This is a genomic window from Corallococcus macrosporus DSM 14697 (assembly GCF_002305895.1).
Classification (GTDB): Bacteria; Myxococcota; Myxococcia; order Myxococcales; family Myxococcaceae; genus Myxococcus; species Myxococcus macrosporus.
The window spans coordinates 8,549,541-8,562,874 of the sequence record NZ_CP022203.1; the positions used below are offsets into that span (position 1 = coordinate 8,549,541).

8 protein-coding genes are annotated in these 13,334 nt (G+C 67.4%); 5 read left to right on the forward strand and 3 right to left on the reverse strand.

Translation table 11 applies throughout. The features are described 5' to 3' along the window. The first annotated feature begins 338 nt into the window (after positions 1-338). From MYMAC_RS34800 to MYMAC_RS34820, 5 genes are all read left to right on the forward strand, one after another. Positions 339-2,150 (forward strand): Ig-like domain-containing protein, encoded by a 1,812-nt coding sequence (locus MYMAC_RS34800; protein WP_239989201.1) that lies wholly within the window; start codon positions 339-341, stop codon positions 2,148-2,150. Positions 2,151-2,198: 48 nt separating this feature from the next. Next, positions 2,199-3,716 (forward strand): PEGA domain-containing protein, encoded by a 1,518-nt coding sequence (locus MYMAC_RS34805; protein ID WP_239989202.1) that lies wholly within the window; start codon positions 2,199-2,201, stop codon positions 3,714-3,716. A 131-nt stretch (positions 3,717-3,847) separates the two neighbouring features. After that, positions 3,848-5,266, forward strand: a complete 1,419-nt coding sequence (locus tag MYMAC_RS34810; protein WP_204817230.1) for an IgA Peptidase M64 — start codon at positions 3,848-3,850, stop codon at positions 5,264-5,266. A 119-nt stretch (positions 5,267-5,385) separates the two neighbouring features. After that, the gene (locus MYMAC_RS34815; RefSeq protein WP_095961202.1) at positions 5,386-7,338 is read left to right on the forward strand and encodes a lipoprotein TP_1001-related protein; all 1,953 of its coding nucleotides are present in this window, start codon (positions 5,386-5,388) and stop codon (positions 7,336-7,338) included. Positions 7,339-7,500: 162 nt separating this feature from the next. Beyond that, on the forward strand, positions 7,501-10,521 hold the full coding sequence (locus tag MYMAC_RS34820; RefSeq protein WP_095961203.1) for a putative Ig domain-containing protein: 3,021 nt from the start codon (positions 7,501-7,503) through the stop codon (positions 10,519-10,521). Positions 10,522-10,568: 47 nt separating this feature from the next. Here MYMAC_RS34820 and MYMAC_RS38185 read toward each other — a convergent pair whose 3' ends face one another. From MYMAC_RS38185 to MYMAC_RS34840, 3 genes are all read right to left on the reverse strand, one after another. Beyond that, complete coding sequence (locus tag MYMAC_RS38185; RefSeq protein ID WP_239989203.1) at positions 10,569-10,883, reverse strand: hypothetical protein; 315 nt, start codon at positions 10,881-10,883, stop codon at positions 10,569-10,571. 870 nt (positions 10,884-11,753) lie between these two features. After that, positions 11,754-12,224 carry a hypothetical protein gene (locus MYMAC_RS34835; protein ID WP_013937145.1) on the reverse strand — a complete coding sequence of 157 codons (471 nt, stop codon included), beginning with the start codon at positions 12,222-12,224 and terminating at the stop codon, positions 11,754-11,756. Continuing rightward, on the reverse strand, positions 12,221-13,225 hold the full coding sequence (locus tag MYMAC_RS34840) for a DUF2380 domain-containing protein (RefSeq protein WP_330950078.1): 1,005 nt from the start codon (positions 13,223-13,225) through the stop codon (positions 12,221-12,223). The genes MYMAC_RS34835 and MYMAC_RS34840 overlap by 4 nt, the downstream gene beginning before the upstream one ends. Between the last annotated feature and the right edge of the window lie 109 nt (positions 13,226-13,334).

The window sequence follows — 13,334 nt, forward strand, 5'->3', positions numbered from 1 at the left end:
ACCCCAGCGCAGGGTCTCCGTCCCCTGGCGAAGATGGCGATTGCGCACAGCAACGCACCGGGTCATCGGATACTCGGCTGGAGGGCAGGCGTTGGGACGCCAGCGAGCCGCGGAGGCAGGCCACCACCGGGGATGGGGGTCCACTGCCGGGACGGAGCCGGGACTCCGAAGCGCGCGTCCACACGGGAGGTGGAGGCGGAGCTGCCCACGGGTAAGGGACGAAGATGGCTCGCCTTTTCGCGGAGCAAGGGTGGGTTGGAGGAAGCGGAGCGGGCTTGGTATGTGCGAGCGACTGTCGGGCAGGAAACGGAACGCAACCTGCACTCGGCCCGCGAGCCATGAACATCCCCGAACGCTTTCTTCCGCCGACCTGGACGGCGGCCGTCGTCCTCCTGGGTGCAGCCGCATGCATCAACGTACCGGCCGTCGCGCCGGCGCAGGCCGAGGTCCGCATCACGTCGCCGGCCGCCACGGCCTACACGAATGGTGTGGTCGAGGTCCGACTCGACGTGGCGGGCCACACGCCGGACCGCGTGGAGCTGCTCAAGGACGGCGAGGTGCTGACGGAGTTGGCGCCGCCGTACGTGTACTCGTGGGACACGGCGGGTGAAGCGGAGGGGACGTACCGGCTGGAGGCACGCGCCGCGCTGGGAGATGTCGCGTACGTGAGCACGAGCCGCGAGGTGGTCGTGGACCGGACGCCGCCGCGGGTGGTGGCACGCGTGCCGGAGCAAGGTGCCCAGGAAGTCTGGGTGCAGAGCCCCATCCGCGCCGAGTTCTCCGAACCCGTGAAGCGGAGCACCGTGACGACGGAGTCCGTGCACCTCACGGTGGGCGACGTGGCGGTGGCGCACACGGTGTCCTTGTCGGAGGACGGGAAGACGGTGGCCGTGACCCCGGTGACGGGGTTCACCGCTCCCAGCACGGTGGGACTGGCGTTCTCCGGGACGGTGACGGACCTGGCCGGGAATGCCGCTGTGAATCTGGGGGAGGCTTGGAGCTGGGTCGTTCCGGAGTTCGTGCCGTATCCGGTGCACGCGGGCTCAACTGGGCCTCATGACATCATCAAGCCATACATCCAGCTAGATGCAAATGGACATCCAGTCGTACTGACCCAGCGTTTCGAAAAGATAGACGAACACAACGTCGTCAATCTATTCGTAAATCGATGGACAGGAAGCCAGTGGGAGCAAATCGGCCCTGGGCTGAAGACAAGCTCAGACGACTTCACAATCAACTCTCCCAACATTCAACTCCTCCAAGACGGGACCCCCATCGTCGCATGGCAAGAGGACCTCGGCGCGGAGTTCAACAACTACGTTCACGTCGCCAGATGGGACGGAACAGCATGGGTCCGCTATGGGGGAGAACGAGGCATCATCCCCGAGCGTCCTCATGCCATCAATGTCGTGCTTCAACTCACCGCTCAAGGGCATCCAGTCGTAGCCATCTCGATGGATCCAGAGAACGCCGAGGGAGCGGCCGTCTACGTCCTCCGATGGAACGGAGAGCAATGGCACCACCTTGGCACCGCGCTCCAAGATGATCCTCCGTTCAGCGCTAGCGCTCCGGCCTTGGCACTGGATGAGAACGACAACCCCTTCGTGGTATTCTCCGTATTTGGCAGCCAGTTCCGCACTCTCGCTTGGCGCTGGTCAGGGACCTCCTGGGAACAACTGGGTGATTTTTCAGCCACAAACACAAACCTGCGTTCCCCGCACAACCACAGACTAGCGATCACCGCAGGCAGCCCGCCCATTGTTGCCTGGGCTGGCATTGAAACAAGTACGTCGCGTGGGGATTTCCATTTAAGCGAATGGAATCAACCCCATTGGAACTCGCTGGACTCTCCACCAAGACAACTGGCGGCGAGCAGCAGAAGCATCTATGGGCTCCACTTCACTCCACAGGCAGGGCTTCTTATGCTGTCAACCGAGTTCACAAACGAAGCTGTGTTGATAAATATCGCCTGCCGCCCAGAGGGGCATTGGGTCCCAATCTGGAGCAAGCGTTATGACAGAAACGCGGGCCAGTATTCCTTAGGCGATCTCATCCTGGCTGCAGACTCCGTCGGGAACATCGCGGTGGCCTCGACGCGCCTTGGAGCCAGTGGTTCCATGGACGTCGTCATCTATCGCCGCAACCGGTAGCCACGAACAAACTGCCCTGCCTACCATCCATATCAAAGAGACTCAAAGATGAGGATCACACCAGTAATCGTGGCTTTACTCCTATCTACCCAGGCCTACGCGGCCTCCCGTCGTGCGGTGGTGGCCAGTGGAGACTGCAAGGACGCGGAGCTGAGCGGGCAAGCCAAGGCGTTCCTGGGCGCCCTCACCTCGCGGCCAGAACAGGACACCCTCAGCGCCAGCCAGTTCAGCGAGCGGCTCTTCCCGCAGTCGACCAAGAGCTACGAGGACCTCCAGCGGCAGCTCGAAGCGGCCCAGGACCAGTTCTACGAAGGCCGTAACGCCAGGACCCTCCAGGCCGTCGACGAGGCGATGCAGCAGATCACCCGGCTCCCCGTGGGCGACGCCCGCTGGAAGCTCTACGTCGAGGCCCAGCTCCTCCACGGCCTCAACTATCGCTCCATGGGCAAGTCCAAGGAGAGCGATGCGGCGTTCCGCAACGTGCTGCGGCTCCAGCCTGAGTACCAGCTCAACCCGGACTACTTCGCCCCATCCGTTCGACAGAACTTCGACAAGCTCCGGAAGGAACTCGCTCAGACGCGCAAGGTGAAGCTGTCCGTGAAGTCCACGCTGCCCGCCGCGGACGTGTACCTGGATGGGCTCAAGCTGGGCCAGACGCCGTTGTCGCTCGATGCCGTCCCAGGCACCTACCACCTCACCCTCGTCAAGGGCACCGCCACGAGCTTCCCACGGCACATCCAGGTCCATGGCGCGGAGACGCCGTTGCTCGTCGACGTGGCCTACGAGGGCTCTGTCTCCGCGAGCCCCTTCCCCTGCCTCGCCACCTCGGGCAGCAACGACGAGCGGACGCTGAGCCATGCGGTCCGGCTGGGCGGCACGCTCGGCGTCGAAGAGGTCATCGTCGTCCGACTTGAGCGCCCGAGCAGCGGCCCCAAGTGGTTCGCGGCAACGGTCCTCAATGTGGAAGGGGGACAGAAGCTCCGCGAGGGCGGCTTCAAGACCCAGGGAACCGACGCTCCGGACGAGGCGCTCGCCGCGCTGGTCGACTTCGTCACCACCGGCCGCTCGCCCTCCGCCCTCGTCGTGATGAACGCCAATGGAAAGGCCCCGTGGGACGCCCCTCTGGGTGCAGGCCGGAACGGCCATGCGTCCGCAGGCGGAATGGACCTGAGCGCCCCCGACCTCATGACAGAGGGCGAGGCCTCCGGTACGCGCTCCACCTCCGGGCTCCGGACGGCCTCATATGTCGCGCTGGGAACCGGCGTGGCCGCGTTCGCTGGCGCGGGCGTCGTCCGGCTCCTGGCCCAGAAGGACGTGAATGCGCTGGAGAAGCGGCTCGACAACGGACGGATTCTGTCCAGCGACAGGGAGGCGATGGGGATTCGCGACGCGCTGGTCCAGAAGAGCAACGTCCTCAATGGGCTGCTCATTGGAGGAAGCGCGGCGGTCGTCACGGGTGCGGTGCTCTACCTCCTGTCTCCGGATTCGAGCTCGACACCGCCCGTCTCGGTCGGGCTCTCCGCGAACAGCCAGGGCGCGGCGGCCTCGCTGTCTGGTTCGTTCTAACGAACGATTCACGAATCCACGGGCATGCATTTCGCGGGAGGAGGACTATCCGGGCCATTCCTCCTCCCGCGCGGGCGAGCAGGCGCATCAACGCGCGCCACCGCGCCACCCCGGCGCGTAGAGTGCCGCACATGATGCGAGCCCTCTTCGTCCTGCTGCTGGCCACGAGCGCCTCCGCGGCCACGCCTCGAACCCTCAGGGTCGACTACTTCCACACGGGGAATGCCACCGAGGAGCGGTTCAGCCTCGACAAGGTCGTCATCGAGCCGCTGCCCTGGCCCGGCCACCCGGAACGCGCCATCGACGAGACGAACCTCGGCAAGTACCTCTTCGAGGTCCGAGACAGGGAGAACAACCGGCTCCTGTTCTCACGAGGCTTCGCGTCCATCTACGGCGAGTGGGAAGTCACGAACGAGGCGCGCAGCAGCAACCGCACCTTCCATGAGTCGCTGCGCTTCCCGGCGCCCGAGCGCCCCGTGCAGGTGCTCCTCAAGAAGCGGGATGCCCGGAACGCCTTCCGCGAGGTGTGGTCGCTGGTCGTGGACCCGAAGGACATGTTCGTCGACCCCTCCTCGCCTCCCGCGCCCGGGCCGCTGCTGAAGCTGCTGGAGAACGGACCGTCCGCGCAGAAGGTCGACCTGCTCATCCTGGGTGACGGCTACACGAAGGCCGAGCACGCCAAGTTCGAGAAGGATGCCCGGCACATGGTGGACATCCTCTTCACCTACGCCCCCTTCAAGGAGCGCAAGTCGGACTTCAACGTCTGGGGGCTCGTCCCCGCCGCGGCCCAGTCCGGCATCTCCCGCCCTTCCACGGGAGTCCACCGGCGCTCGCCTATCGGCGCCACCTACGACGCCTTCGGCAGCGAGCGCTACGTGCTCACCTTCGACAACAAGGCCTTCCGCGAAGCCGCCGCCTTCGCGCCCTACGAATTCGTGGAGATCCTGGTCAACGGCAACACCTACGGAGGCGGCGGCATCTTCGGCCTCTACGGCACGGTCGCCTCGGACAGCCTGTGGGCGCCCTACGTCTTCGTGCATGAGTTCGGGCACCACTTCGCGGGCCTGGCCGACGAGTACTACACCTCTGAATCCGTCTACGCGCCCGCCGCGGACCGCCTGGAGCCCTGGGAGAAGAACGTCACCGCGCTCCACTCACCGGAAGACTTGAAGTGGAAGCACCTGGTCTCCCCCGGAACACCTCTGCCTACCCCGTGGAACAAGGAGGGCTACGAGAAGCACGCCAACGCCGTGCAGAAGCAGCGCGGCCAGATTCGGGCGCAGCGCAAGCCCGAGTCCGACATGGACAAACTCTTCCTGGCCCAGCGGGACTGGGAGGAAAAGTTTCTTTCCTCACAGAAGTACTCAAGCCGCGTCGGCGCCTTCGAAGGGGCCATGTACGAGTCGCGGGGCTACTACCGGCCACAGGTCGACTGCGTGATGTTCACGCGGGATCGCGTCCCATTCTGCTCGGTGTGCCAGAGCGCCATCTCGGAGGTCATCGACCTGTATTCCGGTCCTCCGAGCAGGTCACCTCGGGCCAACCCGTAAACGTCTGAAAATCAGGTTGTCACTTGTGTGAAATGCCGATGTCACCAGGACCGGACAATGGATTGCCCTCCGGTTCAGGTGTAAGGGGGACACAACCTGCTTCCCATGGAGGGGAACTCATGCAGAGACGATTTTGGCTCCCGGCAGTCGTCACGGCCGTGATGGTCACGATGGGCACGGGCTGTGGCGACGAGTGTGTTGACCAGTTCGACTGCCGCAGTGACAACGGCCCGCCGGCCGCCGGCAAGCAGTGGACCTGCAGCTCCGGCAACTGCGAGCAGCGCGACATCGTCCAGGCTCCCGACGCGGGCAGCGAGGACGACGCGGGCACCGAGGACGATGCGGGCACCACCGACCCGGACGCCGGGACGGAGGGCTGCACCAGCAACGCGACCTGCGGCCTGACCGAGACCTGCAACACCGAGACGAGCACCTGCGAGGACTCGGGCTTCGTCACGCCGGTGGCGACGACCAGCACGCAGATCCAGGCGGTCCGGGATGCGGCGGATGGCGCGCTCGACCCCGCGCTGCCCATCGAGGGTGCGTTCGTCACGTTCATCAAGCCCGCGGTGACGGGCAGCAGCGAGCTCCCCGGCTTCTTCGTCCAGGCCGAGGCCCAGGGCCCCGCCCTGTTCGTGAGCGACGCGACGGCGCTGGCCGCGGTCGCCGTGGGTGACCGGGTCAGCTTCTCCGTGGCCTCGAAGGCGACCACCGATGGCCTGCGCTCCGCGTCCGCCGTCACCGGGACCACGGTCATCAGCCAGGGCCACCCGGTTCAGAGCCAGTCGACGGCCACCCCGGCCGGCCTCGCCGTGAACCGCTCCGCGGACACGACGGAGACGCTGGTGACGGGCCTGGACTCCGTGGAGTCCGAGCTCACGTACCTGACGGGCACGATTGCCGCGAACGGCAGTGGCATTGGCGCTGGCTACACCGGCTTCCAGATCACCACCGAGGGTGTCACCGCGGCCGCCGCCTCCTTCCGGCTCCGCGTGCCCGCGACGCTCGCCACCGAGCTCGACATCGCCCAGGGCTGCACGTTCACGCTGAACGCGGGCCCCATCTGGCGGTTCAATGACAACGCCCAGCCGTCCGCGTTCACGGCGTCCGACCTCACCCTGTCGAACTGCGCCGCGCCGGAGTTCGCGTCTGCTTCGGCGACGTCGCTGACGGAGGTCGTCCTGAACTTCAGCCGCAACATCTCCGCGGCGAGCATCACCAACGCGGCGGAGCAGTTCACGCTCACCGAGGGCCTGACGGTCTCCGCGGCGCGCGTTGAAGGCAAGCAGGTCTTCCTGACCACGAGCGAGCAGACCCCCGGCGCCAACTACTCCGTCACCGTCGCGAACACCGTGACGGACCTGGCGGGCGGCACTGTGGCCACCGAGGGCAGCACGCAGGCGTTCCGTGGCTACCGCACGCCCGCGGTGCTCCGCCTGACCGAGGTGCAGCCCAATGCGGCCGGTGCGAAGGACATGGTTGAGCTCCAGGTCATCACCGCGGGGACCACGTCCGGCCTCATCCTGGTCCAGGATAGCGCCACCATCGCCAATGGAAGTGGGCGACTCGCCATCTTCCCGGACGTGGATGTCGCGGTCGACGACATCATCGTGGTGCACCTCAACGCAGGCGGCGACTTCCCTGCCGAAACGCAGTCCAAGGCCGAACATCCGCAGAGCACCAATCCGACGCACTTCGACACGGCCTGGGACTTCGCGGGCAATGGGACCTTCGCCATCACCTACTCCAGCCGGGTCATCCTCGTGCAGGATGCGGCCGGAAACATCCAGGATGCAGTGCCCTTCCGGACGACGGGCACCCCGCCTGGTGCATTCCCCGGTTACCTGGCGGTCATCCAGGCCGCCGGCCATTGGGATCCGGTGGATTGTGATGGTGCCCCCTGCACCAACACGTCCACGCCTTCCGCGGGTGACATCTCCGCTGTCTGGACGGGCATCCCGCGAGACGCGGACGCCACGAGCAACAGTGTCCGCCGCATCAGCGCGGATGACACCAACTCGCTGGTGGACTGGGCGGTGGGCGCTCCGTCGTGGGGCCTGCCCAACTTCTAGTCTGACGGCTTCCTCGTGAAGCCCCGGGCCGCGGCTCCTTGTGAGCCGCGGCCCTTTTCTTTTCTCTGGGTGAAGTAGGACCCTGTGCGCCACAGGCCCGGGTGAATCTACAGTGTCGTCACTTCCTCCGTGGGCCCGACTCCGTCGCGGGCCGGAGTCTTCATGCGCGTCCATCACGCCCTGCTCCCTCTCCTCGCGCTGCTGTTGACCGCATGTCCTGGCGCCTCCTCTCCCGGCACGGACGACACCGCCCCGGAGTTGGCCATCACCACGGGCGCGCTCCCCACCGCGTCCGTCGCGCAGGCCTATCGCAGCTCGCTCAGCGCGACAGGTGGCACGCCTGCCTATTCGTGGCGCGTCGCCCAGGGCGCACTGCCCACCGGGCTCAGCCTCTCCACCCTGGGCGAGCTCACCGGGACGCCCCTGTCCGCGGGCACCGCGTCCTTCGACGCGGAGGTCCGTGACTCGCGCGGACGGACCGCTCGCGCCACCTTCCAGCTCGAGGTGCTCGACGCCGGCCTCCAGGTCGCGACGTCCGCGCTCGCCGATGCCTACGTCGGCGAGGACTACGCCGCGCAGCTCGACGCCTCAGGCGGCACGGCGCCGTACACCTGGGCTCTCGTCGAGGGCACCCTTCCCTCGGGCGTGCGGCTCGACGCGCAGGGCCGCATCACTGGCGTTCCCGCCAGCGCCGGAACCTTCTCCGTCGCCTTCCTGGTGCAGGACGCCGCCGGGCTTTCGAGCCAGCGCGCCCTGTCGCTCTCCGCGTTCACCGCGCCCTCTCTCGTGGGCGGTACGCTCCCCACCGCCGCACTGGGAGCGACCTACGCGACGGAGCTTCACGCCGCCGGTGGGCGCCCGCCGCTCACGCTCCGCATCACCTCCGGCACATTGCCCACGGGCCTCCAACTGGAGGCAAACCACGTGCGAGGAACGCCCAGCACGCCAGGGGACGCGTCCTTCACCGTCGAGGCACGGGACGCCAACGGCCGCGCTGCCTCCGGCACGTTCCAGCTCACCGTCGAGAGCGGCATCACCCTCACGCCTGGCACCCTGCCTGACGCCTATACCGACGCCGCCTATCGCCAGGGCCTCGTCGTGGCCAATGGCCGCGCGCCCTACATCTGGGCAGTCAGCGCGGGTTCGATTCCCGCCGGCATCCGCCTCACCAGCGCGGGCCTGCTCGAAGGCACCGCGTCCACGACGGGCACCTTCTCCTTCTCCATCCAGGTCACCGACGCCGATGCGCGCGTCGCCACCCGGGACCTCACCCTGGCCGTGTACCGGCCTCCGTCGGTGAGCGGCCCGGCGCTTCAGCTTGATGGGTATGTCTCGCAGTCCTTCAGCGCCACGTACACCGCCACCGACGGAAAGGCGCCGTACACGTTCGCGCCAGCAAGCGCCCTTCCCTCGTGGCTGCAGCTCTCGTCCTCTGGAGCGCTTTCGGGCACTCCGCAGGCGCTGGGCACCACCACCGGCCAGGTGGTCGTCACCGACGCGAACGGACGGACGGGCACACGGGCCTTCACCCTCACGGTTCGCGACCGCCCCATCGTCGAGACCCCGTCGCTTCCGGATGCCCACAGGGACGTGCCCTACTCCACCCAGCTCCAAGTCTCCGGAGGGAAGGCGCCGTTCTCCTGGCAGGTCTCCTCGGGTTCACTTCCCGCGGGGCTCACGCTCTCAACGACAGGGACCCTCGGCGGTACCCCCACGGAGGGAGGGGAGTCCACGTTCGTGGTCTCCGCGACGGACGCCGCGGGCCAGTCGGCGTCGCGCGGCCTGACCCTCACCGTGCGCGGCGAGGGCACGCCCCTCACGGTGGGCCACTGGAACCTCGAATGGTTCGGGGCCCCCAACCAGGGCCCGCCGGACTCCACCTCCGAAGGGGGAACGACAGACGACCTTCAGATTGCCCACGCGCGCGACATCCTTCGCGACTCGGGCGCCAACGTGTGGGGGCTCGTGGAGATGGTGGACGCGCAGGACTTCGCCACCCTCAAGGCACAGCTCCCCGGCTTCAATGGCTTCCTCGCCAATGACACGTCCTTCGTCCCCAACGGCACGGCCTACTACGGCAACGGCGAGCAGAAGCCCGGCATCCTCTACGACAGCACCCTCACGCTGCAGGGCGCGCAGCTCATCCTCACCGAGTACGACGCGGACTTCGGAGGCCGCCCGCCCCTGCGCGTGGACTTCACCACGGACCTCCAAGGCGTGAGCACGCCGTTGGTCGTCATCGTCCTGCACATGAAGGCGTTCGACGACATGACCTCCTACGGGCAGCGGCAACGCTCCAGCGCGGCGCTCAAGGCGTACCTGGACACAACCCTGCCGGCCGAACGCGTGCTCGTCATTGGCGACTGGAACGACGACGTCGACGAATCCATCACCCGCGATGGCACCGGCGACAATCTCCCCAGCCCCTTCGCTCCGTTCGTGGCCGACACGCAGCGCTACACCTTCATCACCGAGCCCCTGTCCCTGCTCGGCATGCGCACCACCGTCGGGTATCGCGAGGTCATCGACCACACGCTCGCCTCCAACGAGATGGCCGAGGACTACCTGCCCGGCTCCGTCGAGATCCTTCGTCCGGACGCGTGGCTTCCCAACTACGGCAACATCGTCAGCGACCACTACCCCGTCATCAGCCGCTACGGCCTGGGAGGCACGGGCTCCGGCGGCACGGACCCCGACCCCATGGCGGACCTCATCATCAACGAGGTCCTCCCCAACGAGCCCATCCCGCCCGGGCAGACCGTGGCGGACGTCCATTACGAGTTCATCGAGGTGTACAACGCGGGCTCCACCACCGCGGACCTTTCAGGCTGGAGCTTGTCGGACTCGGCCATGGTGCGGCATGTCTTCGCGCCCGGCCTGACGCTGGCCCCGGGCCGGGTCTTCGTCGTCTTCGGCGGCGTTCGCGGCTTCCAGCCCGGTACCCCCAGCACCGTGGCCGCGTCCTCGGGCGGACTGGGCCTCAACAACGATGGCGACGTCGTCAGGCTCCTCGCTCCCGGTGGAGACACGGTGGATGAGATGTCCTACGGGGGCACCTTCGACGGCATCTCCTTCAACCGGTCGCCAGATGCCACCCCCGGCGCGGCGTTCGACTACCACCACCTGATGCCCCCAGGACTCGACGCCTCCCCGGGACTTCGCGTGAACGGACAGCCGTTCTGACGGACACGCCGTTCGCGCGACCCGCGCATCCGCTGCCGACAGCGCCCTCAGCGGAGCGAGCCGGATGACGACTCCGGCCGCTCCCTGCCCTCGCGCGGCGCGGGTTCCTCCTGTCGAGGGAGTTCGGCGCCTGCCCCGGGCACCCCGTCCACGAGGTGCGCCACCAGCCCTCCGGGACCATCGCCGTAGCTGACGCGGACCTCGTCCCCCTCGCGGTACTCCCGCAGGCCCGTCACGGGTTCGCCCTTCAGGTAGAGGCGGGTCTGCTCATCCACCCCGATGTCGTACGCCATGCCGTCGGTGCCACGGATGAGGAGCTCGTTGTCGCCCACCCACTCCACGCGGCCCTGAAGCTCCCCCATGGGCGCTGGCCGCCCCGAGCCGCCCTGCCCACCACGCAGCGCCCCTCCAGGCAGTGAGGCGGGGCCGCTCCCCGCGCCTTGCATCGCGCCGGCCGCGGGGAGCCGGTCTTGCGAGGCCACGAGCCCCCGGAGAATGTCCGAGCGGCCTTCCCGCTCACTCGCGGACGGTGGGCCCCGGTCCTCGCTCCGCTGGCCGCACCCGAGCCCCACGGCACACAGCCCGGCCGCTACCAGCCCCCAACCGCGCGTTGTCCTCATGCGCTCGTGTCCTCCGCTCGTGGAAGGCATCGCGGCACGGCCCGAGCCGCGCTCGGCGTCGCGTGTCTCCTCCTCAACATGCGGATGGCCCCAGCGGGCGAGAACCCGGAGGCGTTGACCGCCACGCCGTGGCGGCGGCCAGGGGAGCGAGAGAGGGCTCCGCTTCACGGCCGCCCATCGCCCCCTGCGTCGCGGCCTCGGGCGGCAGATGCTCACGAAGAACCGCGCCCAGCGCTCGGCGCCAGTCAGCGGCGGGCTTCACCTCCGCCGTGGGCGCACTGTCACACGACTGCGCGCCATTGCTGCCGTCGGTCAGCGTTACCCACGGTCACCGGCACCGCGCCCCGGCAGCGGCGGGATTCACCGCCGCCGCGGGGCGCCCTCACCTGACCGCGATTACTCGATGACGAAGGTGAGCGTCACCCGCGCCAAGGCACCAGGAAACCCCAAGCAGGACGCGCTGTTACCCGCTGGAGCCTCGATTTCGCTCGGAGACGTCTTACCGTCCAGTCCCATGGTGTTCCCCCGGTGTGCCACCTCGAACCACGATGGAGGGGCACACTGGGGGCACATGGCGGCTCCGTCTCTGACTCGCGGGGCTACCAACTCCGTTCAGGCTTCGTCGTCGGGAAGGAGTCTCCTCAGAAGCTCGTCGTCTGGACCGACCGGGCGCCAACCGGCCACGGGCGGATTGGTGATCAATGCATCTCCGACTCGCCTAGCCCGCCCCTTATGCGTATCTGGGGTGTAGGCGATCCAGCGTCCAAGCGCCTTCGCGACGGAGAATCGATTCGCATCGTCCAGCACGGCAGGCCAACCGTCGGGAAGGCTCTGGGACAACATGCGCACAAGGACATCGCGAACAAAGCGCGTGACCTGCTTGCGCTGCTCCGCCTCATAGAGCAAGGCACTTAGAACCTGTACCCCTGCAACGTCCTCCCGGCCCAGCTCTTCAGCTAGCGCCACTAACGAGGCAGTAGGACGCTCGGTTGCGAAGGCGGTGAGGGAATCGTAGCCGCGCTCGCGAACCCGTTCGTACAGGCGCGCCTTGATGTTGCCCTGCCAAGCTTCTCCGCCGCTCATCGACTTCTCCCGGTGACGAAGTTCATCGGGACTCTGTACTCCTTCATGTTCTCCGCAACGATGTTCAGGACTTGGCGCCTCGTCAATCTCTGGGCAGCCAAGCTTTCCGCTTCACGCAGAGCCTCCATGATCATGCGGTTCCACTCTCCGGGCCATGTGCGTCCTAGCTTCCAGTTCCCCCCACCGTGAATCGCCTCGTGGTGGGCCTGCTCCAGTCGGACACAGAACTGGTCGATGTCCATGTCACCCTTGAAGCCGCGCCGCTCGAACCACTCGCGGTGCTCCTTCGGTAGGACGTGATGCTTCGGTGCACTGGACATGCCTGCACCGGCTCTGCCCGTCACCCGCATACCGCGCACTTCGGGGCTGTCCCCCAGCGCTTCACGCACGCCCTCGGGCAAGTCCTGGTTCGCCTGGGCCATCATCACCTGCCCGCCGTGGATGCGGACTGCGGCGCTCACGGCTGGGAGGGAGAGGACGCCCGCCTGCACGAGCCTTCGCATCATCTCCACCCACTCCGCCGAGACGACGAGCCGCGAGCCCGCCATGACGCCCCCCGAGCTCATGACGAGCCCCATGCCGAGCGTCGTGGAGGCTGCTGGGGGTGGCCGAGGGAGCGACATGTTCAGCGTGGAAATCAGGGCGAGCAGTTCCATCACCTGCGCCGCCACCATGACTTTGCCGCCCACCTCCATGGCCGAGCGCGCCTCCCGACGAATCGTGTCGAACTCGTGGGTCAGCTCCCCCATCAGCACGGGCATCGCGGTCGCCGCCGCCTCGATGCGCTCCGAGTCCCCCGAGGCGAGGTCCGCCAGCGTCGGCGTCATCCTGCTTTGAACTCGATGCAGGTCCGCGAACAGCTTCTCGGAGCCGCACATGGGACAGTCGCGGAGCACGGCGTCAGCGAGTTGCAGGAAATCCACCCACGTGGCCAGCAACAGCGTTCCGAACATCGCGGCCTGGAGCCGGGGCCCTGTCAGTTGGAGGATGCCCAGCTCCATTCCTGAATCCCCCACCTCCGACGCCACTCCCGCCAGCGCCGTGGCACTCCCCAGCGTCCCCCGGAGCCACGTCAGTTGCTTGGAGCCGTGGTCGAGATAGCGCGTGAAG